General features: G+C 58.6%; 16 protein-coding genes. 12 read left to right on the top strand and 4 right to left on the bottom strand.

From position 1 onward, the window contains the following. Positions 1–613 precede the first annotated feature (613 nt). From rlmN to Q0650_RS13305, 6 genes are all read left to right on the top strand, one after another. Positions 614–1717 carry a 23S rRNA (adenine(2503)-C(2))-methyltransferase RlmN gene (rlmN, locus tag Q0650_RS13330; RefSeq protein ID WP_298819770.1) on the top strand — a complete coding sequence of 368 codons (1104 nt, stop codon included), beginning with the start codon at positions 614–616 and terminating at the stop codon, positions 1715–1717. A gap of 31 nt (positions 1718–1748) precedes the next feature. Further along, positions 1749–3065 (top strand): histidine--tRNA ligase, encoded by a 1317-nt coding sequence (gene hisS / locus Q0650_RS13325; RefSeq protein WP_298819768.1) that lies wholly within the window; start codon positions 1749–1751, stop codon positions 3063–3065. 88 nt (positions 3066–3153) lie between these two features. Beyond that, positions 3154–4443: a DUF58 domain-containing protein gene (locus tag Q0650_RS13320; RefSeq protein ID WP_298819766.1), complete on the top strand. Its 1290-nt coding sequence runs from the start codon at positions 3154–3156 to the stop codon at positions 4441–4443. 197 nt (positions 4444–4640) lie between these two features. Next, positions 4641–5687: a B12-binding domain-containing protein gene (locus Q0650_RS13315; protein ID WP_298819764.1), complete on the top strand. Its 1047-nt coding sequence runs from the start codon at positions 4641–4643 to the stop codon at positions 5685–5687. A 122-nt stretch (positions 5688–5809) separates the two neighbouring features. Further along, on the top strand, positions 5810–12115 hold the full coding sequence (locus Q0650_RS13310; RefSeq protein ID WP_298819762.1) for an SdrD B-like domain-containing protein: 6306 nt from the start codon (positions 5810–5812) through the stop codon (positions 12113–12115). A gap of 182 nt (positions 12116–12297) precedes the next feature. After that, positions 12298–13131 carry a hypothetical protein gene (locus Q0650_RS13305; RefSeq protein ID WP_298819760.1) on the top strand — a complete coding sequence of 278 codons (834 nt, stop codon included), beginning with the start codon at positions 12298–12300 and terminating at the stop codon, positions 13129–13131. Positions 13132–13384: 253 nt separating this feature from the next. On the opposite strand, the gene Q0650_RS13300 is transcribed toward Q0650_RS13305, so the two are convergent. Together Q0650_RS13300 and Q0650_RS13295 are read right to left on the bottom strand one after the other, a co-directional pair. After that, the gene (locus Q0650_RS13300; protein ID WP_298819758.1) at positions 13385–14233 is read right to left on the bottom strand and encodes an NAD(P)-dependent oxidoreductase; all 849 of its coding nucleotides are present in this window, start codon (positions 14231–14233) and stop codon (positions 13385–13387) included. Beyond that, the gene (locus tag Q0650_RS13295; RefSeq protein ID WP_298819756.1) at positions 14230–15585 is read right to left on the bottom strand and encodes an NAD(P)H-dependent oxidoreductase; all 1356 of its coding nucleotides are present in this window, start codon (positions 15583–15585) and stop codon (positions 14230–14232) included. Before Q0650_RS13295 ends, Q0650_RS13300 begins: the two co-directional genes overlap by 4 nt. A 160-nt stretch (positions 15586–15745) precedes the next feature. On the opposite strand from Q0650_RS13295, the gene Q0650_RS13290 reads away from it, so the two are divergent. The 6 genes from Q0650_RS13290 (at position 15746) to Q0650_RS13265 (ending at position 23943) form a co-directional block, all read left to right on the top strand. Continuing rightward, positions 15746–16960, top strand: coding sequence for a hypothetical protein (locus Q0650_RS13290; RefSeq protein ID WP_298819754.1), 1215 nt, complete (start codon positions 15746–15748; stop codon positions 16958–16960). After that, positions 16932–17852, top strand: coding sequence for a DUF58 domain-containing protein (locus Q0650_RS13285; RefSeq protein WP_298819752.1), 921 nt, complete (start codon positions 16932–16934; stop codon positions 17850–17852). The genes Q0650_RS13290 and Q0650_RS13285 overlap by 29 nt, the downstream gene beginning before the upstream one ends. A gap of 70 nt (positions 17853–17922) precedes the next feature. After that, positions 17923–19767 carry a VWA domain-containing protein gene (locus Q0650_RS13280; protein ID WP_298819750.1) on the top strand — a complete coding sequence of 615 codons (1845 nt, stop codon included), beginning with the start codon at positions 17923–17925 and terminating at the stop codon, positions 19765–19767. Beyond that, the gene (locus tag Q0650_RS13275) at positions 19764–22292 is read left to right on the top strand and encodes a VWA domain-containing protein (protein WP_298819748.1); all 2529 of its coding nucleotides are present in this window, start codon (positions 19764–19766) and stop codon (positions 22290–22292) included. The genes Q0650_RS13280 and Q0650_RS13275 overlap by 4 nt, the downstream gene beginning before the upstream one ends. Positions 22293–22331: 39 nt before the next feature. Further along, entirely contained in the window at positions 22332–23390 is a 1059-nt protein-coding gene (locus tag Q0650_RS13270; protein ID WP_298819746.1) for a serine hydrolase, read from the top strand. 172 nt (positions 23391–23562) lie between these two features. Continuing rightward, a complete protein-coding gene (locus tag Q0650_RS13265; RefSeq protein WP_298819719.1) occupies positions 23563–23943 on the top strand; it encodes a thiol-disulfide oxidoreductase DCC family protein in 381 nt (126 codons plus the stop codon). Between the two features lie 11 nt (positions 23944–23954). Here Q0650_RS13265 and solA read toward each other — a convergent pair whose 3' ends face one another. Together solA and Q0650_RS13255 are read right to left on the bottom strand one after the other, a co-directional pair. Continuing rightward, positions 23955–25100: an N-methyl-L-tryptophan oxidase gene (gene solA, locus Q0650_RS13260; protein WP_298819717.1), complete on the bottom strand. Its 1146-nt coding sequence runs from the start codon at positions 25098–25100 to the stop codon at positions 23955–23957. A 57-nt stretch (positions 25101–25157) separates the two neighbouring features. Continuing rightward, positions 25158–25451 (bottom strand): hypothetical protein (locus tag Q0650_RS13255; protein WP_298819714.1); only part of this gene is annotated, 294 nt, incomplete at its 5' end.

Genomic DNA, 25451 nt, shown 5'->3' with positions numbered 1-25451 from the left:
CCCGTTATCAATCCACCTGCAAGACGAAACAACGCCTGCATAAGTTCCTTCGCCCCTAGGTGGGGTGGAACATTTGTCGGGGCGGGTTTTAAACCCGCCCCTACCCGGGGGCAACGGCGACACGGGCGCGTTGAAACCCCGCCCCAACCTGGGGGGCAACGGCGACACGGGCGCGTTGAAACCCCGCCCCAACCTGGAGGGCAACGGCGGCACGGGCGCGTTGAAACCCTGCCCCGACCTGGGGGGCAACGGCAACACGGGCGCGTTGAAACCCTGCCCCGACCTGGGGGGCAACGGCGACACGGGCGCGTTGAAACCCCGCCCCGACCTCGGGTGAAACATCTGTAGGGGCGGGTTTTAAACCCGCCCCGACCCGGGGGGCAGCGGCGGCACGGGCGCGTTGAAACCCCGCCCCTACGTTCAGATGTCAACCAGTGCTCGCTGCTCGCGGAAGATAACGAACTACCGAGACCACAGAGACCATCTATCAGCTATCGCCTATCCCCTATCGCCTATCCCCTATCGCCTATCCCCTATCGCCTATCCCCTATCGCCTATCCCCTATCGCCTATCAGCTATCAGCTATCGCCTATCATGGTACAATGCAAATACTATGGAACAACGCTGTCTGTATGACTACAATCTGGCAGAACTAACCGAATTGCTGCGCAGTTGGGGCGAACCGGAGTTCCGCGCGCGCCAGCTTTATCGTCATCTTTATGTCAATTTAACCGCAGACGCCGGTCGCATGACCGATCTGCCGGCCACCCTGCGCGCGCGTCTATCCGACCTGCCACTTTCCACGCTCCGCCTGGAACGGGTGCAGATCGGCGACGAGGGGATGACGCGCAAAGCCCTCTTTCGCCTGCCTGACGGCGCCGTAGTTGAAACGGTGCTGATGGTCTATCCCGATCGCTCGACCGCCTGCGTTTCAACGCAGGCTGGCTGCGGGATGGGGTGCGTTTTCTGCGCCACCGGAAAACTAGGGCTGTTGCGTAACCTGAGCAGTGGGGAGATTGTCGCTCAGGCAATCTGGGCCTCGCAAGAACTGCGCGCAATGGGAGCGGCTGGCCCATCAGGTCGGATCACTAATCTCGTTTTCATGGGAATGGGTGAGCCATTCGCCAATTATGACCGCTGGTGGCAGGCAGTGGAGCGGTTACACGATCCACGCGGCTTCAACCTCGGCGCGCGCAGCATGACCGTCTCAACTGTCGGATTGGTGAAAGGGATCGAGCGTCTGGCCAACGAGTCGTTGCCGGTCAACCTGGCTATCTCGCTCCACGCCCCCGACGATGCGCTGCGCAGCGAGTTAATGCCGGTTAACCGACGCTATCCGATTGCCGAATTGATGGCAGCCACGCGCAACTACGTGATAAAAACGCGCCGCCGGGTATCGTTTGAATATGTGCTCTTGCAAGGCAAGAACGATCATCCTCATCAGGCTGTTGCGCTCGCTCGCCTGCTGCGCCGTGAAGCGCCGCGCGGCGCAATGCTCTTCCACGTAAACCTGATCCCCTGGAATCCGGTACCCGGCACGCCGCTCGGTCGCTCTGAATGGGAGCGTGTTACTGCTTTCCGGCAGATTTTGACCGATTACGGTATTCCCTGCACTGTGCGTGTTGAACGCGGAGTGGAAATTGCTGCCGCTTGTGGTCAACTGGCCGGGCAACAGGTGGTAATGGTTGAACCGGTATCACAGCCAGTGAGAGAATAAATCCTTCATTTGTAACGATCTGAGAGTTTGTATGGCGATCATCCAGAATGTAAAAGGCATGCGCGATCATCTGCCGACAGATATGATGCTACGGCAGTATATTGTCACTACCCTGACGCGCATCAGTGAGTCGCGCGGCTTCGAGCCACTGCAAACGCCGATCATCGAATACGCTGAGACGCTCGAAGGTAAACTCGGCGATGATGAGAAGCTGATCTACCGCTTCGAGGATCATGGCGGTCGTCGCCTGGCCCTCCGCTACGATCAGACGGTGCCACTGGCTCGTGTCACAGCCCAGTATGCCGGTCAACTGGCATTGCCATGGCGTCGTTATGCGTATGGGCCGAGTTATCGCGGCGAGCGCCCGGCTCGCGGGCGCTACCGCGAGTTCTATCAGTTTGACCTCGATATTGTCGGTAGTTCCTCGCCGCTGGCCGATGCCGAAATAGTTGCCATGCTTTGCGAGGCGTTAACTGCCCTCGGGTTTCCCGATTTTGTCACTCTGCTCAACCATCGCCAGATCATCGGTGGAATCGCCCGAGTCAGTGGCCTATCCGAAGAGGCTGCTAGCGGCGTCTATCGCGCGATTGACAAGTTCGACAAGATCGGCGCCGATGGCGTGCGGGCCGAGTTGCTCAAATCGGGTGTTGACGCTGCCGCAGCGGATCGCATCCTCAACCTGGTGCAAATCGATGGCGCGCCTGCCGATGTCCTGGCTGCGCTTGAACAACAGTTGGCCGATGACCGGCGGGCAATCGCCGCGATCGCCAACCTGCGCGCCGTAATTGCCGGTCTCACAGCAATGGGTGTGCCTGCCAGCCAGTATCGGGTAGCGCCGCGGCTGGCTCGCGGTCTCTCGTACTACACCGGTGTTGTCTTTGAGGCTATCACCCCTCACTGGCCCGAAGGTTCGCTGCTCGGTGGCGGTCGCTATGATGACCTGATTGGCCTGTTTGCCGGACGCAATATCCCGACGGTTGGTCTCGCGTTTGGCATCGATCGCCTGCACGACGTGATGCTTGAACTCAACCTGGGACCACGCCCCCGCACTACTGCCGTCGCTTTCGTCACCTTGTTTGGCCCGGAACAGGTTGCCGATAGCCTGGCGCTGGCAACAGAACTGCGCGCTGCCGGTATCAATACCTTGATCGCGCTTGAGCCGGGCAATCTCGGCAAGCAGTTTAAAGAGGCCGACCGACGCGGTGTGCGTTTTGCGCTGGTGCTCGGCCCTGATGAACTGACCCGCAACGAGGTGGTCATCAAAGATTTGCAACGCGGCGAACAGCGTTCGCTGCCACGAGCTGCTATTGCCAGCTTGCTGGCCGAGGCGTTAACCGAAGGAAAGTAGATAGTGCGATGCCGGCGCGTAAGATCATTCAGGCCGATGGTTGGATCTGCGCGCCGTGGCAACGCGCATCTGCCTGGTAAGGCACGCGATGAATATTACTCGTCCGCTACTCGTGCTGCTGCTTGCCGGCGTCAGTTATCTGGCGGCTCAAACCACCGGCCAGCGCCTCTTTTTCCATCTGAGCTACATTCTGGCCGGATTACCTCTGGTTGCGCTGGCATGGGCCTGGCTCAACTTGCGCGGCCTGAGCGTTGAGCGCGCGCATGCCAGCTTGCGGGCCAGCGTCGGTGAGTATACCCGCGAGCGCATCACTATTCGCAATCTGTGGTGGCTACCGAAACTGTGGATCGAACTGCAGGATGAGTCTGACCTGCCTGACCACGAACCCGGTTTTGTGGCCTATCTCGGCAGTCGCGAGTCGACCCGCTGGACGACCCGCACTCTCTGTACCCGTCGCGGTCGGTTTACACTCGGCCCGACCCGCATCATCAGCAGCGATCCATTTGGCCTGTTTCGCTTCACGCGCCTGATCGCAGGCAGAGGCGAGATCATCGTCTATCCGGCTACTGAAGAGATTAGCTCGTTTCGCCTGCCCGGCGCCGAATTAGCCGGAGGATCAACCAACCTGGTTCGCGGACACAACGTAACGCCCAACGTTGCTACCATTCGCGACTACCAGCCGGGAGACGGCCTCAATCGCATTCACTGGCGCAGCACCGCGCGCCACAATCGCCTGATGGTGAAAGAGTTTGAACTCGATCCAAATGCGGATATCTATCTTATTCTTGATCTCAACGAACGCGCAGTCACACGCGCAATCGATCGTCCACCTGATACTGATGAACGCCAGATCGCGCCCTGGTGGCAGCGGCAACCGACCTCTACGCGCCAAATGTTGCCCGACTCAACCGAAGAGCAGGCTGTGCAGGTTGCAGCTTCACTGGCCCGCGCATTGCTGGCCCAGAATCGGATCGTTGGCCTCATAGCCTGGAGTGACCGGCTTGAAGTTATCCCTGCGGAACGCGAAGAGCGCCAGTTGTGGAAAATTCTGGAGCTGCTGGCAGTCGCGCAAGCGTCAGGCCAGCGCTCGCTGGCCGAACTGCTGGTGGCTGAAGGGCAACGGTTTAGCCGCGATACGACTCTTATCATCATTACCTCTGATCTCGATCCGCGCTGGATAACCGCGCTTCAACATCATCTTTACCGGGGCGCGCGCGCCGCCGTTATCTTCATCGATCCGCTTAGTTATGGCGGCTGGCATGATCCCACCCCACTTCTCAACCAGCTAACCGGCTTGAAAGTCGATGTGTATCGCCTGCAACGGAGTGACACTCTGGCCGATGCGCTGCGCCAACCACTAATAATCGCAACACCATAAGGTATCAGAACGGGAATCGGTCTGGCGACACAGCGTTTGGCCGCAGGATCTGGCATCCCTGCCGGGTATACACTCAACGTAGTTTCCTTTCATTGCTGGTAATAACTTCTTCTCTTGTAGAAGTGTGGTAAGCGCGGTACACTACAGAGCAAGTGTACGCTGCCGAATTTCGCGTTACTGATGCCCGCGAGATCACCATGATGAACTGGCCCATTTCCAGCGAATTTCAACAACGTTATCTCGAGGCCATGTTACAAGGTAGTGGACGCGCCGCCGATCGCGTGATTGAACAGGCGCTGGCACAGGGGGTTCATGCGCCGCGCATCTACCTTGACATCTTCCAACCAACCGCCTATGAAATCGGACGCCTCTGGCAAATCAACCGGATCGGCGTCGCGCAGGAACACCTGGCCACTGCCATCATCGAACGGCAGATGGGTGAGCTACATCCCTACTTTCAACCTAAAATAAAGCGCAACCGTCGCATCGTTCTCGGTTGCGCGCCAGATGAATGGCATCGGGTTGGCATTCGCATGGTCGCCGATTTCTTCGAAGCCGAAGGCTGGGAGGTCATCTACCTCGGCGCAGCCGTGCCGATTCCCGCCTTTATCGACGCCATCAAAACGACTCACCCTGATCTGGTGGGTATCTCAGCGGCGATGGTCTTTCATTTACCCCATCTGACAAGTCTGACGCGAGCGCTGGCTGCAGCCGATCTCGATGGGATCCCGCTGATGGTAGGTGGCTTGCCATTCGCGCGCCAGCCCGATCTGCACCGCGCTCTAAACATTCAATTGAGCGCGCCAAATGCCGCCGCCGCCGTGCTCGCCGCTAACCAATCATTCCCAACGCCGCCCCAACCGTTGCGCGTGAGCCATAGCGAAGAAGCGTTCGCTGCCCTGCGCGCGCATCGCCGACAGATCATCAATCGCGCGACCGATCTGGCTCTTCAGCATTCCCCTGAAGAGCGCGACCCGAACATCGTCACTGCTGGCTACGAATTTGTTACCCGGATGCTTGAAGCGGCCCTGGCAGTTGAACGACCCGAACTGCTCGACGAACAGATTTTGTGGGGAAATGAACGCCAACCGCGCGACGGAGTTCTGCCCGAACAGATACTACGTCGGCTTGAAATCTACGATTCCGTGATCCGACAACTCTTGCCGGCAGAGATTGCTACAATCGTTGGCGCATATACCAATCGAATGGTCGCTTTGCAGCGATCACTGCTTGGTCAGGAATAAGTACTAGCCGACTGTGGTATTAAAGAGCTATTGCCCGATCAATATGGCAAAAGTTATGATACGATTGATACACTACGTATTTTGATAAAAGACGCACTAGTTTTGCCGGCAAGAGAGGCGCTATGGCGCAAACAGCGTTTACGGTCAACTATTTCCACCGACACAAACACATCGTTTCTTTCATCCTGATCGCCATTCTTATCATCAGTGCTACCTTCAGCGCAGCGCTGACAGCGCTCGCCGCCGGAACGCTGACCGTGCAGGTCTACATTGACGACGCGCGCGATGGATTCTACGACACGGACAGCGGTGTCAGCGGCGTGCTAGTGTCCGTTTATTCATCCGACGGCGTGATTGTCGGGCTTAACACGACCAACAGCGCTGGTGAAGTGGTCTTTCCATCCCTTCCCGATGGTAATTATCGGATTGAAGTCAGCAATCTCGGCGCGCGCGTGGTCTCCATTCCAGGCCTCGACAATGCCGGTCTGCTCTCGTTTGCCACTATTTCAGGCGGCGCAGTCACCCAGCGCGTGGGGTTGCGCGACGCCGTTGGCGGCATCGATACTGCCGCGCCTCCTGGCACTCGCAACATCACGGCGCGAGTATGGGACGACCGCGACGCCGACGGCATTCAAGACGCCGGCGAACCTGGACTGGGCAGTTTGCCCGTGATCCTGGTCGATAGCCTGGGTAATACCATCGCCGGCCCGGTAAACACCGACAGCCAGGGGCGAGCAATCTTTAGCAACGCGCCGACCGGTGCCGGCTACCGATTGCGCATTCTGTCGAGCAATTTCCCCACCGGCTACATCCTGACGCAGGCTTTTGTCAATGACGGCTCGCCTAACCCTGGTATCCGCGACTCGGATGCCGTTCTGGTGGGTGGTAACGCCGAAGCTACGATCCCCAATACCGGTCGCGGCGCCAATATTGACAATATTGACATTGGCTTCGCCCGCGGCGCTGTGAGCGGCTTTGTCTGGCGCGATAACAACCGCAACGGACTATGGGATGCCACTGAGTCGCGGATCAACGGCATCACTGTGCAACTGGTTGACACAAGCGGTCCGACAGTTGTTGCCACAACCACCTCGCGCCAGCTTATCGGTTCGAGCGCCGCGGAAGATGGCGGTATCTTTGTCTTTCCAGGTGTGCCGCTCGGTCCGACTTACCGGGTTGTGATACCGGCCTCGCAATTTGCCTCAGGCGCAATCTTGTTTGGCGCGGCGAACTCGATAAATGTAGCGGGTGGCGATGTCGGATCGCCCAATGGCATTCCCACCAGTGATGTGACGGGTCCAAACTTCCCGATTAACACGACAACCAATACCCGATCCGATCAGCGCTTCGGCTTTTACAAAGGGCTGGTTGGCGATTTTGTCTGGCTAGACGATGATAATGATGGCGTCCAGGATCCCGGCGAGAACGGGGTCAACGGAGTTATCGTCTTCGTCGATGATGGACGCGGCAGCGGCACAGCCAACAATGGCATCCGCGATGGCAATGAGCTGATGACCGTTACAACGAATAACCCGAATACCAATCAACCCGGCTACTATCAGTTCGATGATCTACCCCTGGGTGCCAGTTACCGGATTGTGCTCGATGAAGCCAACTTCCTGCCCGGAGGCGCGCTGGTCGGTTTGGGTAATTCAACCGGCACTGTCGCGACCAATGGCAACGGCAATGACTATATCTATTTCGACTCAGGCTCACTCAGTGCGGCTGACCCGGAAGACGACGATGTTGACTTCGGCCTGACTCGCGCCCGCATCGGCAATCTGGTATTTGAAGATGTCAACGGCGATGGTATTTATAATACCGGTGATAATCCGCTGAGCGGAGTAGAGGTGAATGCGTACCGCGCCAGCGATGATGTGTTGCTGGGTTCAGCGACAAGTAATGGTAGTGGCATCTATGCCATCCCGGGTTTGCCGGCTGAAGAGATCTATGTCACATTTGAGGCACCGCTTGGTTTCGTCGGTAGCTTGAGACCGAGCGGCGCAACACTCGCCCCAGACGAGACCAGCTTCGCCGATTACAGCGACCTGGTTGAAGAGATTGGCACAAGCGGGGTTTGGCGCACCGATATATTTACGCCAGTTCCAGGGCAGACCTACGATGGGATTGATGCCGGATTCTACCGCCCCGTGCGCATTGTTGTCACTACCTTCGCCGACACCATTACCATCAATAATATTCGTGAGAGTGGCGAACCTGGCATTGGCAATGTCACAGTCGCGGTGACCGGCACCGTATCACGCACAGCAACCACGAACCCAACAAGCGGTGATGTTGTCTTCCTGCTACCCCCCGGTTCATACACCATCACTGTCACGACGCCAGCCGGATATCTCCAATCACCCGGCAATACCGGCAGTCAAAGCACTACCAATCTGACCAGCGGGCAAAGCATTAGCGCTAGCTTTGGCTACTATCTGCCCGGCAGTATCAGCGGCATCGCTTTCTTTGATACCAATGGCGACAGCCTGGCCAGCAGCGAGCCGCGGATGCGTGATGTGACGGTCGAGCTACTCGACTCGTCGAGCACTGTGGTATCAACCACCACGACTCTTACGAATGGCACATATAGCTTTACCAATATTTTCCCCGGTAATTACACTGTTCGCTTTACCAACCCCGCCACCGGCAACTATACCTTTATTACCGGTGGCGATAGCGTGGTGACTACGGCAGGGCCCGTGGCAACCAGCAGCACGGCTTTGCTCACCGTGCCCTATAACGGTTCTCTAACCGATATTAATGCCGGATTCCGCGGGCAAACCACGGTTAGCGGTCGCGTGTTTGAGGATAATAATGCCGACAATCTGCAAGATGCCGGCGATGTAGATCTGTCCGGCGCGACAGTAGCGTTAACCGTCACTGCCAGTCTGCCTAACCTGGTGGCGACATATCAGGCAACGATTTCCGCTTCGCCTCCCAACTACCTGTTCAATAACTTGCCGGGCGGCAGCGCGGGCACTATCACGTATACGATTGCATTCACCCCACCGGCTGGCGGTTACATCGCAAGTGATGCAAATGTGGGGAGCGATGATACGATTGACAGCGACGGGCCAACGGTGACGGTGACCGGTCCGACGCCAGGCGGCACGCTTGACTTCGATCAGGGTTTCTTCCGCAATGTCACCATCACGGCGCGCGTCTTCCGCGAACCGTCTGCTGGACGCAACAATCAATGGGAAAGCGGTGAAAATGGTATCAGTGGCGCGCGAGTCGTTCTGGAACGGCTGGATAACACACCTGTTTTGACCGAAACCACGAACAGCAACGGCCTGGTAACCTTCGCGGTGCGACCGGGTAGTTATCAGCTCAACGTTGATGAAAGCTCAGCGGCGCTCGCCGGCCTCCTGCCTTCATCTGGATCGACGGCAGCCATCCCGGTAGCCGGAATACCATTGGCCAGCGGCGGAAGTTCGCTTACCCAGATTTCACCGCCTGGAACTACTAACGTCTTCGGGTTCTATGTCTTTGGCGTCGTTGATGGGCGTGTCTTCTTTGATGGCGCAAACGGGCCGGCTGACAATCAATCTGCCGGCGAGCCGGGTGTGAGCAACGTTACTGTGCGACTGCTCAATGCCAGCACAACGGCAGTCGTGGCGACCACAACCACGAACGCCAGTGGCAACTTTAGTTTCAACAGCGTTGAGGGTGGTAGCTACCTGCTCGAATTCGTCAATCCCGATGCGGCAAACTTTAGCTTTGTCGCCGGACCGGCAGGGAATAACGATGTTGCCTCTATTGTCAGCAATAATGGTCGCACCGCCGCTTTCACGGTGACTGATGGCCAGATCACCACGCGCGGCGCAGCAGTCATCGGCAATAGCGCGATTAACGGTATTGCCTTCGTTGACCGCGCTTACGACGGACAACGCACCAGTGATCCCGGCCTGGCAGGGGTTACGGTCAATCTGTCAGCGACGATTAACCTGACCAATTTGACCACCACTGTTAACCGCACCGTCACGACGAATAGCAACGGCGAGTACAGCTTTAGCGGCTTGCCTGGTGGCGCTTCCGCAAGCGAGGCTGCCTTCACGCTCACCTTCAGTCCACCCACGGCCACGCCAGCATATCAACTCACGCTGGCCGATCAGGGGGCAGACGCAACCGATAGTGATGGCGTTGCCGAACTGACGAATCAGCCGCTGGCGGTTGGCGCAACGGTCAGTCGCGACCAGGGCTATTACCAGAATGTCACAGTGAGCGCGCGGGTCTTTAATGAAACGGTGACTATCAACAACGCCTTCGAGACTGGCGAAAGCGGATTGAGGGCCGTGACGGTGAATGTGACCGGGCCAATTTCGACAAGTCAGGCAACTAATATCTTCGGTATCGTCACTTTCAACGGCCCGCCCGGTGCCTACACCTTCACCGTGCCCACCGATCCGAGCGGGTTTATCCGGTCACCGGGCAATACCGGCGCCGCCTCGACCGGCCTGGTGTTGAGCGGCGCGACGCCTGATCCGGTTCCCTTCGGATATTACCGCCCGGCTCAGATTACCGGTACGATCTGGTTTGATACCGATAGTGATGGCGCGCTTGACAGCGGCGAGCCGGGGATGGAGAGCGTGAGCGTCCGCCTGGTTGGTAGCAGTAGTGGCCCGGGCACGCCGGTTACAACCGATGGCAATGGCGCATTCACTATCAGTGGAATCGAGCCGACCGGATTGACCAACGCTAGCTATCAGCTCTGCGTGACCTTGCCGGGTGGATTCACATTCACTACGCCTGGCAGCGCGCTGACAACCGATAATAACAGTGATGTGACCAACTCAACCACCGGTTGCACCGATGCATTCACGGTATCCTCAGGCGATGATATTACTTACATCGATGCCGGCTTGCGCGGCGCGCTGTCGATCGGTGACTTGATCTGGGAAGACGCCAATGGCAATGGCGTGCAGGACAGCGGCGAACAGGCGCTCGACGGGGTGACGGTCACGGTTGTGGTCTCCACCACCGGTAGCGTGATCAATGCTACCAATCCATCGTTCACGTTCAGCGCCGTCTCAACCAGCGCGAGCGGCCTGAGCGCCAACTACTCCATCGGCAATATCCCGCCGGGTAGTACAGTGACTATTCAATCGGTCAGCCGCTTCGGCTACCTGTTGACTGTGGCTAATCAGGGTGGCAACCCGGCGCTTGACAGCAATGCTGTTGGTAGTAGCGTTACATTGACGACCAGCAATACCACTATCGACTTTGGCCTCTATCGGACAACGGCCATTGGCGATACAGTCTGGTTTGATGCGAATGGAAATGGTTTGCGTGACGCGGGCGAACCCGGTATAGCTGGTATTTCAGTAACGCTCCGCGGTAGTGGAGGGAATCCCATCACCACGACGCAAACCCTGGCAGATGGTAGCTATGCCTTCAGCGATGTAGCGCCGGGAACGTACTCGTTGCAAATAACCCTGCCCGCCGGTTATACCACTTCCAATAATGGTAGTGGTTCGCTGACGGTAGACAATGACAACGACTTCCGTACCGACGGCACTACCACCAACTTCACCATCCTCAGCGGCCAGGCCCTTGACCAGATCGATGCCGGTCTCCGCGGCGCCGGCAGCATCAGCGGCATTGCCTGGTTTGACACGAACGAAAATAATCAGCGCGATCTTGACGAGACCGGACGCCTGGCCGGAGTGCAGGTCACGGTCACGTACACACCCACCTTGCTGACCGGTTTCTCGCAGACGGTACAGGCACAAACAGCCGGTGATGGCTCGTACAGCGTTACCGGTTTGCCACCAGGTCAGGTAACGTTAACCTTCGTCAACCAGCTTGGTTACATTCTGGCGCAACCAAATGTTGGCGATGACGCAACTGATAGCGACGGTCCGGTCGTAACATTGACGCTGGCGCCCGGTCAGCAGGCTGTGTTCGACATAGGTTACTACCGGCGCGTGGCAATCTTCTTGCCGATGACAATCGTCCAAATCCCGCCTGACCTGATCGTCAGTTTGCAGGCGACTCCGACCAGCCCGAACAAGAACACACCGGTAACCTATCGGGTAACGATCACCAACGTTGGACGGGAACCGGCAAGCAATTTCTGGATCGATCTCTACGTCAATCCACGACGGGTGCCAGAGGTGAACGAGCCGTGGAATGAACTCTCGCGTCAAGGTCTGGCATGGTTCTTCGATGGCGTCCTCCAGCCCGGCGAGAGCGTGACCCTGATCAGCACGCCACGCAGTCCAACCAATCCATTTGGGTACGATGTGACTGTCAGCTCGCCAACCTGGAATGGGCGGCTACCTCCGGGACGCAATACCATCTATGTCTACGTTGATAGCTGGAACCGCAGCATTGCGGGCGATGTGCGCAGTCCGTTTGGCGCAGTGGAAGAGGTGAACGAGACAAATAATCGGGCAGAGATTACGATTGTGGTCTCGGAATAACAACAACCGATAAATGAGAGGGATAAAACCTGTAAATTGATGTTACCAAACTATTCACAGGTTTTTCCCTCTCGTCTATCACTTCTATAAAGGCAAGGATTTGTTATAATAGCGCTAGTGGTGGCGGTTAAAAACCTCAAAAAGTGAAGAACATAATGCCAGAATAACACAAGGAGTTGCGTATGCAACCTCGACGAATTGTGAGCTACAGCATGATACTCTGCGGTGTGCTGGCAATGGTTGTTGGCTTTAGCCTGTTGCCGGTGCCTGCTCCATCAGCAGCCGCACCCGCGTTACAACCGTCGCCACGGCCAACTATTCCACCAGTAACCGTACTGCCGGTCACCTCGCCAACCCCGGTACCGATGGGGCGCGTGACCGGCACGATTATCGATCTCCGTACCCAATCACCGGCGACAAATATTGCCGTTCAAATTGGTGATGCGGTGGTGTATAGCGATGAAAACGGCAATTATGATCGATGGGTTGAGTCGGGATTCTATACATTGGCCCTGAAACTCACTGAAGAACAGGGATCGCCGGCTCAACCACCGCTTGAAATTGCGGTCGGCCCCGGCGATACTGTCGTTGCGCATCTCTTCTTTACCAGCCCGGCGCCTAACGAACCATCGTTGCCGTCGTTGACTATCGAGGCGCCGACGGTCGAACCGGTTCTACCGACGGCGCCCGAGACAATGCCTGAATTGCCTGCCATCATCCCGCCAAAGCTCCCATTCACCGGGATCGAAACGGAAGAGCAGAGTGGCAGCGCCCGGCCACCACTCCAGCTTCCGCGCACGGCAACTACAATCCCCTTTAACGCTCAATTCTGGTTTGGTTTGGGATTCCTCCTCCTGATTAGCGGCCTGGGCTTGCAGTTCTGGCCGATCCGACGACGGCCAACACCGCAGTCGTCCAACGATCAGCTCCTGTCTTCCTTGCTAAGCGATCCGCTACCGGCATCAGATGAGGTGTTATTGCGCGAACTGTTGATCGAAGAGCGATCAGGAAAGTAAGGCAGAAAAACACCATGAGAAAGGACGCAGCCCAATCAATGTGCTGCGTCCTTTCAGCGCATACTGCGCGCTAACTAGCCTGCTCAAGCAACAAGCGATGCAATGCCGAATGATCGTGATCACCGTAGCCACGGCTCACCAGTTCCTCGTAGCGGGCAATAGTTCAGGCGAAGTGGTATTGCGCGAAGCCATGAGAAGCCATGAACAGAGGACGCAGCCCAATGAGCTGCGTCCTTGTGATTTTCACTTTGCGCTAACTAGCCTGATCGAGCAATAAGAGATGCAGCGCCGAATGATCGAGATCACCGTAGCCACGGCTCACCAGTTCCTCGTAGCGGGCAATGGTATCGCGCAGATGGGGCAACTCGATGCCGGCATTCGCGGCTAGCGCTGCTGCCATGCGCAAATCCTTGAGTTGTGTGGCCACTTTACCACCCGGAACGTAGCGACGCGCTTCCATCCGCCCACCGTGGATCTGCAACACTTTTGAGTCGGCGAAACCGCCGGCTAACGCCGCGCGTAGCAGCGCCGGTTCGAGTCCGTATGCCTGAGCCAATACCGTCGCTTCCGCCACCGCCTGAATGGTCAGGCCAACGATAAGCTGATTAATCACCTTGGCGGTATGGCCGGCGCCCGGCAAGCCGACATGGGTAGGCCGCCCCAATACCCGCAAGATCGGCATAGCCCGCGCAACATCCGCCTCAGTGCCGCCCGCCATTATTGCCAGCGTTCCGGAAGCGGCGCCTTCCGGCCCGCCCGAGACCGGCGCATCGACCCAACCGATCCCGCGCGCGGCCAGCGCTGCAGCTCGCGTCTGCGAGTCGCGTGGATCGGAACTACCCATATCGATCACGAGCTGGCCCGGTCGCAAGAACGGATCAAGGCGCGCTAGCAGATCACCCACGGCTGCCGAGTCACTCACCATGATGATCAGAGTCTCGGCCTGAGCCGCTTCGGCCAGTGTTGCTGCCAACGGTATACCAGCGGTCAAAGCCGGATCGAGCGGTGATCGATTCCAACCGACGACCTGCATGCCAGCCGCCAGCAAGACGCGCGCCATTGGCCGCCCCATCAGGCCAAGACCGAGCATTGCAACATTCATTGCGTAGCCTCCGCCAGCATTGTCCGCTCCATCAGACGGCGCAACCGTACCGTGGGATGATTTGTCTCATAAGCGACATCTTCCCACCGAACGACCTCACCGCCTGCAATCGGGCGAGTCACGCGAATATTGTGCGCCAGACCGATTGGAAGCGCACCCATGGCTACCGAGTCGGTTGCCGGCATGAGTCTGCCGTACACGGTATAACCGCCTTCACCATCGAGCAGCTCGCCCTCGGCCAGATCGCGTTTAGCCACTGCAACCACATCGGCCAGGAAGACCTGTGGACAACCGGTTGGCTCCTGACGCAAACCGACTCGTAACACAGAGATCGGCAATTCGAGGCCGATCAGGTGAGAGGGACGATAGAGGGCGCTGTAAACCCCGCTGGAATCAGTAACGAGACCATATTCGGCAAAGCAGCGGCGCACATAGTCATCAGGCGCGGCAAAGACGACGTAGACGCCCCAGCGCAGATCGCGGAATACCGGACGGCCATCGCGTTCGAGCGAAGAGACCACTTCAACCGTGCCAGCGTGGGTCAGTTGCCCGCCAGCCTCACGGGGGCGCAAAACGTGGGGGAGATCATCGACACCGCATGGAGGAAATGACAGGCCGTGTGGTTGCGGTCGCAAGCGGCATGCATTGGCAACGGCTGCCATTTCGATGGCCGACTTGGTGCCATCGAGAAATGAATTGAACATCTGCGGATTCATGCCGCCGGCAGCAGCTTGCTCAGCGCTGAGTCCGTAATACTGCCAGACCGTCTCAGGTGTGCTCTGGTGATAATGGGGCAGATAGCGAGTACCCTTGCCGGCGCAGATCACCTCAAAACCGCAAGCGCGCGCCCATTCGACCTGTTCGGCAATCAGCGCAGGTTGATCGCCGTAGGCCAGTGAGTAGACAACGCCGGCTTCGGCTGCGCGACGGGCCAGCAATGGGCCAACCAGCGCATCCGCCTCGACATTGACCATCACGATATGACGGCGATGTTCGATAGCGAGCAGGCAATGGGCAACGCCCGCCGCCGGCGCTCCTGTTGCCTCAACAATGACATCAAGACCATCGGCAGCGATCAGCGCCGGCGCATCGTCACCAACATATGTTGCGCCACTGCGTAGCGCATCGGCCAGCGAAGCAGCGGCATACTGCTCGGCTGGCCAGCCGGCGCGAGCCAGCGCCGCGCGCGCGCGGTCGGGAGCGAGATCGGCGACGCCAAGCACATGGAGACCGGGAACGCGACGCGCCTGGGCCAGAAACATGGTGCCAAATTTGCCGGCTCCGATCAGACCAACTCGCAACGGGCGACCCTCAGCGACACGACGCGCCAGCAATGAAAGCAGATCGTTCATGAATCTCTCCTCAGGGTTTCGATCAGATGTGCATAACCTGGCCGGCAATCGGCAAACCTGATCGCCGGGCACAAACCTCGGATCGGGCAGATCACTTTTTCCCTGTGAAACTCATCAGTGTTTCATATTGTACTCGATCAGATTGTGGTACACTGCCAGTATGCAACGACAACTCTCGCAACAGCTCCGTCGGCTTATTGCTCAACGCTGGCGTCGGCACGCTATCGACACTCTGCTGACTGCAACCAGTCTGGGCTTTATTGCTGTCTTTCTCGGTGTCGTTCTGGCGATCATCGGCATCGTTTCCCTGCCGCATCCATTGCTGGGTTGGGTGCTCGCGGGCAGTGTTGTCACCGGAGCAGTGCGCGCGCTGGTCTTTCGACTAACGCCATCGACTGCTGCGCGCCGCCTCGACCGGCGATTTCGTCTCTCTGAACAACTGAGCACGGCGCTGGAGGTTGGCGATGATCAGGCCGGCGTTGCCAGCCGGTTACAACAGCAGGCGCAAGAGACCATCAGGCGCATCAATTATTATGTCAATAAAAAACAACGACCAGCCTGGCCTGACGCGCTGATGCTGGGCGCGTTCCTGCTGATGTTAGCCGGCCTGCTGCTCCTCATCGAGTCGCCAATGGCGCCAGTTGGCGTAGCCCAACCCTTGCCGGCATTGAATCGCCCTGATCAGGTGGCCGACACACTGTCAACCGAAGCGTCTTCATCGACTGAAATGGGAACAACGCCTGGATCTGGCGTTGATCCGGGGGTACTTTCGGCGCTGGCCGACGCTTTGCGCGACCAGAGCCTGACGCGACCGGTCGCCGAAGCGCTTGATCAGGGTGATATTGCCGGCGCGGCTGAAATGCTGCGCGAGCTGGCCGATCAGATGGGTGAGGTTTCGCCGGAAGCGCGTGAAGCAATTGCCGATGCTTTGCGCGACGCGGCCCGCCAGATAGACCCGGCGCGCCCTGATCTGGCCGACCAGATGCGAGCGACTGCCGACGCGCTTCAGTTTGGCGATGCCATCGCCAGCGCCGCCGGTGTAGAGGCGCTGGCTGACGCGCTCGAACGGCAACCATCGGCGCCGATAGCCGGTGGTTCAGGTGGTGGCGCTGGCAATGCACCCGGCAGCCAGCGCCGTGAGCAATCGTTTAATCCGCTCGGCATTGAAGGCAGACCACTCGAATTAGCGACTCGTGGTACCGGTCAGCTACCCGCTCCGGGGACGGCAAGCGACGTGACCGGATCAACTCAATCGGGAGGGCTGTCGATGCGATCGAGCGGTGTCAGTCTTAGCGGCCCGGTACAGGCAGCCGATGATCCGCTGCGAGTCCCAATGGATGTGCGAGATGTGGTTCGCGACTATTTTTCGCCGTAAACCGGCTACAACTGAACCGCTGTTATTTGACGAAACGTTTCTGCGTCGCCTCGAGCGGCTCAGTTTGCAGACCCAACGCGCGCTACGCGGCACGCCAATTGCTGGTCAGCATCCCAGTCGGCAACAGATGCCGGCTACCATCTTTACCGATCACCGACCTTACGTCCATGGCGATGACCCTCGCTACCTTGACTGGCATGCATACGCGCGCCAGGAGCATTTGCTGGTGCGTTTGGGTGAGGTCGAGCAAGATGTGGCGGTGAGTGTGATCGTTGACACATCGCGCAGTATGACCGTCGGCGAACCAAATCGCCTGCGGCTGGCAATTCAACTGACTGGCGCGATCGGCTATCTGTCACTGTCGCATGGCGACCTTGTTACGGTGCTGACCGGCGGACAGTTGGCGCCAGTGTTCGGGCCGGCGCGCGGCAAGACACTCTCGGTAGCGTTGCTGCGCGTGTTGCGCGCGCTCACGCCGACATCACAGCTCGATCTGGCGCAGGCTGCGCGCGTGGTTGCCCGGCAGCAACCACAAGGCGGAGTCGTTGTCGTCATTTCAGATTTGCTGACGCCGTTACCGATTGAAGAGCTGGCGCAACATGTGCCAGCCCCGCGCTGGCAGGTGATGGTCTTACATCTGCTCAGCCTGGCTGAGCTTGCGCCGCCGCTGCATGGGCCGCTTGAGCTGGTTGACAGTGAAACCGGCGAACGACTTGAAATCGATCTGACCGAAGAAGAGCTGGCAGTTTTTCGAACTGCGGCGCAAACCTGGCGCGCGTCACTGGCCGCGCGTTGCGCCGCGCGTGGTATGGCGTATGCGCCGATAATGACTGACTGGCCACTGGAACGCCAGATCATCCCTTTCCTGCGCGCGCGGCGATTTTTGGGGTGAAGTCGCGATGAAACTGGTCACACTGGCATCGGAATCAGCCTGGTGAGACGAATCGATTAACAGCAGCGCTATGAACCTGCTTGCGCCTCTCGGATTACTCGCACTCCTGACCTTGCCGGTGATTGTCATCCTGCACATGATGCAATCACGTCGGCGACGAACAGTCGTGCCATCACTCCTACTCTGGCAGCAGGTTCCGCTACGACCGGCGACGCGACGCCGACGACTACGGTTTACATTCCTGCTTTTGCTGCACATGCTCGCGGCATTACTGCTTGGATTAGCGCTGGCCCAACCACAGATTCCCTGGTCGTGGCCAGGCGCAACGCGCGCGACGGCCATTATTATCGACACGTCAACCAGCATGGCCTTGGCCGAAACGGGTGGCAGCCGCATCGAGCGCGCCCGGCAACGCGCTGCGACATTGATTAGCCAGATGCGCGGCGCTGATCGGATAGTGCTGATCAGCGCCGGCCCATCGGCTCGCCTGATCGACCAGGGCAGCAGCGCCGACTCGGCGCGTTTGCTGGCGGCGCTGAGGCAAATAACCATTGAAGGCGTGGGAAGCGATCTATTCGGCGCATTCACGATCGCTGAGACGTTTTTACTCGATCAACCCGGTTCACGGGTGATCTGGCTAACCGACGGCGCGCTGCCGCCACCTGATCTCAACACATTGCGCCTGCCGCTTCAAGTCGAAGTTATCGGCACAAGGCAGCCGAATCGCGCTATCGTAACGCTGGCTGCCTACCCGAATCGCATCGGCGCGACCGATGTTTATGCCCGGCTGGTAAACTTTGGCGACCAACCATTTCGCGGGTCGGTGCGGCTCTTGATCGACGGACAGCTTGATCGCACTGAACAGATTAGCATTCGCCCAGACTCAGCACTCGAGTTGACGTGGACTCTGCCCGGCGCGGCTCAGCAGGTACGATTAGAAATGAATGGCAATGACGGCTTGCCGCTCGATGATAGCGCGACGGTAAACATTGCCGGTCAACAACCGATTCGAGCGCTGCTGGTCGCCGACGATGCGCCGGCGCTGGCGCGCGCCTTGCAGGCTATGCCGGAAGTGAGGCTCCAAACGGTGACACCGGCAGCATATGCGCCGGCTTCAGACGTTGATCTCTCTATTTTCGTCAACACGTTGCCGTCACGCTGGCCCGCCGGTGGCGTGCTGGTCATCAATCCGCCGACCGGTGGTTTGCTACCGATTAGCGGCACAACTCGCGCAGATTCACCGGTAACTCTGACGCCGGCTGGCGAAACCCTCTTGCGCGATGTCAACTTTGGCGGCATTACCTGGGGTCAGGTGGCAGTCATCGATCCGCCATCCTGGTTAACCCCGCTGCTCTTCAATGGTGACATTCCACTGATCATGCGCGGTCGATTTGAGCGGAGTGAAGTGGCGGTCTGGAGCTTCGATCTGACCGCCAGTTCGTTGAGCGAACGGCTAGCCTTTCCGCTGCTGGTTGCGCGCACCGCGCGAGACCTGATGCCACCGCAGTTGCCCACATCCATGACTCTTGGCGCGTCACTATCATATCGGGCTGATGTCCGAACCACGCATGTAGAGCTGACCGATCCCACCGGTACTACGGTGAGGCTGGCGCTGCAACCGGCGATTCCCACCATCCTCGAACCGACACACATCGGCATCTATCAAATACGGGAATGGGCTGAAGATCAACTGGTGCGGGAAGCGCAGCTTCCTGTGAACGCCGGCGCCATCGATGAGTCTGATCCGACACCACGTTTTGCCAGCGCGACTCGCAATGGAACACTCGCTGCTGTGATAGCTCAACCCACCGCTACCCCGCAACCATTGTGGTCCTGGCTGATCATTGCCACCATTGCATTGCTGGTCGGTGAGTGGCTCTACATCCAGCGTAGACTGCAACCGGAGGCGCGATGATCTGGCAATCCGCTCATATGTTTTGGTTGTTGCTGGCGCTGCCGGCATTTGCGTTGATCTGGCGCCGGGCCGGTCGTCGTCTGCCCTGGTCAATCCTGGCTCTGCGGCTGGCGATAGTTGCGTTGTTGATCGGCGCTCTGGCCGATCCGGTCTGGCAACAGGCAGGCAGAGCGGCGGCTGGGCCATTGATCGTGTTGTACGATCAGTCGGATAGCCTTACGCCAGCCGGACAGGCCGCGATACGATCTGAAGCCGAGGCTATTGCGGCAGCAACCGGCCCGGAAACACGTTTGCTGGCGTTTGGCGCGCAGGTGATTGCCGGTAGCGATCAACGACCTGACGGCGCCGGTAGCGATCTGGCTGCGGCTTTGCGAATGGCACGCCAGTTGTTGCCAGCCGGCGGTCGCGTCATTCTGATCGGCGATGGTCAGCATACCGGTGGTGATGTGCTGGCCGAAGCGCAGCGCGCCGCTCAAAGTGGGATTCAGGTTGATGTGCGCTATATTGCGCCGCCGATAACGCCAGAAGTGGCCATCACTCGCCTCGATGCGCCGATCTTGCTGCGCAGCAACGAGACGTTTGCAATTGCGATCACAACGCTGTATCGTCCGGTCAATGGCGCAGAACCGCTCGCCGCTCGATTGCGCGTCTGGGCCGATGGACAGTTGCTCGGCGAAGAACCGGTGTTCATTCCGGCGGGACAGTATCAGTTTGTTGTTGAGCATACTGCCGGGCAACCGGGCATTCTCAGTCTACGAGCTGAGATCGCGCCCGCAGAACACGACACCTTTAGCGCCAACAACGCTGCTGCTGCCACCGCGCTGGTTATTCCTCCGCCACGGATCTTGCTGATCGAAGGGTATCGTGATGGTGGGGCTATGCTCGGCGATACCCTTCGTCAGGCGGGAATGGAAGTTGATCGCAGACCACCAGTCGAGTTGTCGGCCAATCTTGAGCGGTTGGCAGCATATGATGGGGTTGTGCTGGTCGATGTCTCGGCCAACCAGCTCTCGTTTGAGCAAATGGCTGCGCTGCGCGAACTGGTTCGAAGCGAGGGTAAAGGTCTCACCGCGCTCGGCGGCAATCAGGCATTCACATTGGGAGGCTATGCCGAGACGCCGCTGGCCGAAGCGTTGCCGGTGCAGATGACACCGCCGCCGCGTCCGCAGCGAGCGCCTATCTCGCTCTTGCTGATTATCGACCGCTCGGCCAGTATGAGCGCCGCTTTTGGGATTAGCAAGTTCGATATGGCCAAAGAAGCCGCTATCCTTGCGCTAACCGCGCTCCAGCCGAGCGACCGGATCGGCGTGCTGGCCTTTGACACTGATACAATATGGACAGTGCCATTTCAGGAAGTAGGTGAGGGGGCCAACATCGTCGAATTACAACAGCAGATTGCAATGATGGCGCTTGGCGGGGGCACCAATATCGAACGGGCACTGGCCGTAGGTCTGCCGGCGCTGGCTACCGAACCAGAACGCGAACGGCACGCTGTCTTGTTGACTGATGGACGCAGTTATAGCAACAACTATCCGCGTTATCAGCAACTGGTCGAAACGGCGCGCGCCGCGCAGATCACTCTCTCGACCATTGCGATTGGCCTGGATGCCGATACTGAATTGCTTGAACAATTGGCGCAATGGGGAAATGGACGTTACTACTTTGCGCCAAATGCCAACGATTTGCCGCGCATTACGCTGCAAGAGAGCGAAATTGCCGGCGCTGAGCTGACGGTTGAACAACCGGTGCCGACATTACTCGAACAACCGCATCCGCTGGTGCGCGGCATTGACCCGCGCGCATTGCCGCCACTCGATGGGTATATTGCGCTGCAACCAAAACCCGAAGCCACCGTTGTGCTGAAGAGTCCGGCAGAGGATCCCCTGCTTGCCGTCTGGCAATACGGTCTGGGGCGTAGCGTGGCCTGGATGGCCAGCGCCGCCGCGCCGTGGGCAAGCGCCTGGCCAGGTTGGCCAGATTATGATCGGTTCTGGGGTCAACTGGTGCGGTATACGCTACCTACCCCCGACAGCGGGCCGATGCAGGTGCGTCTCGTTACGGACGCCGATGGAACAAGTCTGGTCGTCGAAGCGCAAACAGCAGGCGGCAGGCCGATCAATCTGGCGCAGGTGAGCGCGCGGGTTACGTTGCCCGATGGCAGCGAACAGAGCTTTAGCCTGGCGCAAACGGCGCCAGGACGCTACGAGCGCGAGCTGGTATTGACCGACACCGGGCCGTATGAAATCGATGTTTCGCTGTTTGCCGGTAGCCAGACCCTTCAACGTAGCATCGGTTACGCGCAACCGCCATCGGCGGAGTATGCGCTGACCGATCCGGCGCAGGGTGAAGCCTTATTGCAACAGATCGCGACCATCACCGGTGGCACAATGGAACCGGTATTGCCGGAAACCCCGCCGCCACCGCCGACACTGGTGAGTGCCAGCCTATGGCCACTGCTGGTCGGGATCGCGCTGGCATTATGGCTAGTCGAGATCGGGCTGCGCCGAAACCGGGCACTCTTGTAATTGCGATACTCATGAAAGATGTGATTTCTCGCCAATATTATGCTCGCTGCGATTGACGATCTCATCGCTACTGCCATCCACGAACGAGTCTTCCCTGGCGCAGTCGTAATCGTGGCGCGAGCCGATCACCCGATCCACGCTGCTGCTTACGGCGCGACAATGTACGACGATAGCGGTAGTCAACCGGTGACGCTCGACACCGTCTACGATCTCGCCTCGCTCACCAAGGTCTTCACTGCTCTGGCCGCGCTGCGGCTACACGACGCCGGAATGTTGCCGCTCGATCGACCAGTGCAACACTGGTTGCCTGCGCTGCGCGCAAGCGACATCACTGCGCGCCATCTCCTCAGCCATTGCAGCGGATTAGCCGTACAGCTTGCCCCGTTAGCCCGTCAGGGCGCGGCTGCGATACGGCAGGCGGTCTACAATGCGATCCCGAAGCATCCGGCTGGACAGGTGACCGAATATGCTAACCTCAATACTCTGCTGCTCGGCGATCTGGTAGCGACGGTCTACGACGGTTCACTCGACGCAGCTATCGAGGAGCTTGTCTGCGCGCCACTCGGCATGCAGCATACTTGCTTTCGGCCACCGGTGGCATGGCTTCAACGTACCGCGCCGACCGAGTGGGATTACGAATGGCGCGCGGGACTGGTTCACGGCGTCGTTCACGATGAGAGCGCATATGCGCTCGGCGGAGTAGCCGGCCACGCCGGGTTATTTGGCATAGCCACTGAGGCCATTCGCCTTGTGCAGCTTTTCTTGCAGGAAGGCTCCTGGCAAGGGAAACAGCTCTTGCGCGCCGAAACGGCGCGAGCGGCGCTAACTCCACAAGCGCAACGCGCCGGACAGCCGGTCAGCGGGTTGGGCTGGATGTTGCAGCGACCGTATATGGGAGCAGCAATGGCTGCCGGTTTTGGACACAGCGGCTTTACCGGGCCGATTATGATGGGTATCCCTACCGAAGCGCTGGCAATTGTTGCGCTCTGCAACCGCACCTACCCGCGTCGCACCCCGCCACCGTACCGCCACCATCAGGTTTTTGCCAGCATCGTCGATACAACCCTGCACGCAATAGAAAGCAAACTGGTATCATAACCGGGTATAATACGTTAGAGACAAGGCATTTTTAGCATTGCGACGGGAGAAATGCCATGAGCCGCAAACGCTATCAATACTGGTTTCGTGTTTTGAGCGCTATCATCATCGGAATTCTGATCCTGGCAATGGTCGTTACCGCGATCATTCCATACTGATCTGGAGGTTAGGGATGACCTACACGATGCTCTACGACGGCAATTGTCGGATCTGTTGTCAGCAAGCTCAGATGGTCAGCGAATGGGATGAACATCACCGGATTGAGCTGCTCGACGCCAATAGTCCGGCAGCGCGCGAGCGCTTTCCTCAGATTAGCCATGCTGAGGCAATGGAGCAACTGCACGTGATCGGGCCAGATGGAACTATCTACCGCGGCGCTGCCGCCGCGCGTGAACTCCTCTTGCAGTTGCCAGCGCTGCGTGGAGTAGGTGAACTGCTGCGATTGCCCGGCGCGCTAACGCTGGCGCAACCACTTTACGATTTGGTGGCCCGTAACCGCTATCTGTTTGGGAGAAGCGCCACCTGCGATGATGGCACGTGCCGGACGAGATAATACGATCTTGTTCAGGTATAGACCTGCCGATTGAGCATTCGATTCAGGCGAAACGGAGTAATGTCGCAGGCGGTTGATCCGTCAATTGCCAGATCTGCCAGCATTTCGCCGATAAGTGGAGCAAGCTTGAAACCGTGACCGATGCAGGGGATGGCGATCACGATTTGACCGAACTCTGGATGGCGGTCGATCAGAAAGTCACCGTCGGGCGTATGTGTCATGCGACAGGTCTCGGCACGGAGCAGACGGGCGGCGTATCCGGGTAGTGTCTGATTGAGGCGGCGCGCGATCTGATCGTTCTCAACCGGATCGGGGAGGGGTGGCGGCTCGTAAGGATTACGCACCAGCGTGCCAACGCCGAGACGCTCAGCCTTTACTCCTTCTCCCAGATCAGGGAAACAGATCAACGGTGGATTGGTTTCATCGTCACCGAAATCGCTTATCACCGGCAAGTTGCCGAGTCTGCGATCACGAGGCAAAAAGAAAGCTGATTGCTCGCGGGTAATCAAAAGTGGGAACGAAAGTGATAAACTTCGCAGCAAGAGCGGAGTATACGAGCCGGCTGTAATGATCACCCGCTGAGCGCGGTACGTAGCCCCAGACGCATCAACTCGCGCGCCCGAGCCATCAGGCATGACCCGCTCAACTCTTACCCCAGACGCAATTGCCGCGCCATAGCGACGCGCCTGCTCGATAAAGGTGGCTACGCAGCGCGAAGCTGGCAGAATCCCGCCGTCGGGTTGATACAACCCTATTGTCTGATCGGAGATTGCGAGCTGAGGGAAGCGAGCGCGGAGTTCAGGCGCTGACAGCGACTCAAACGGCACTCCGGCAGCGGCCAGATTTGAAGCACAAGCCCGGAGATAGCGCAGATCAGCGGCTCCGAGGGCCAGCGCGCCTGTCTTGATCACGAGGCGCTGCCCGGTATCAGCTTCCAGATCGGCCCATGCCTGGTAAGCCGCCTTCGCCAGGCGAGTGTAATAGAGCTGTGGATACGCACAGCCGATCTGGCGTGACAGGCCGTGCGAACTCCCGCGAGCGTGCCCAATGGCAAACTGTTCGAGTAGCAGCACCCGCCGACCGCGCCGGGCAAGAGCATACGCCGTCGCTGCGCCCATTACTCCGCCGCCCACAATCAAGACTTCGAGCATACGCATAGTGCGCCTCTTTCCGCGGAGCTGCATGTTGTTTGCTTTTGATCATATCACTGCGCGTTACAGGGTGTGTGATGGGCGATAGGCGATAGCTGATAGGCGATAGGCGATAGCCGATAGCCGATAGCCGATAGCCGATAGCCGATAGCCGATAGCCGATAATCCCTCTGCGGTCTCTGCGGTAGGATCGATAGCCGATAAGCGATGAGCGGGGAGGGGGCAAGGGGGAGGAAATCGCCCCCATCTGCCAGAGGATGATAGCCGATAGCCGATAGCTGATAGCCGATAGGCGATAATCCCTCTGCGGTCTCGGCTGACAAAATTGGCGCGAGAGTGGCTAACTCTCGCGCCGAT

Origin of the sequence: uncultured Chloroflexus sp. (genome assembly GCF_937129525.1) — a bacterium.
In the GTDB taxonomy this organism is placed as follows: domain Bacteria; phylum Chloroflexota; class Chloroflexia; order Chloroflexales; family Chloroflexaceae; genus Chloroflexus.
The sequence above is the reverse complement of the archived record's forward strand: the minus strand, read 5'-3'. Positions and strand labels throughout refer to the sequence as shown.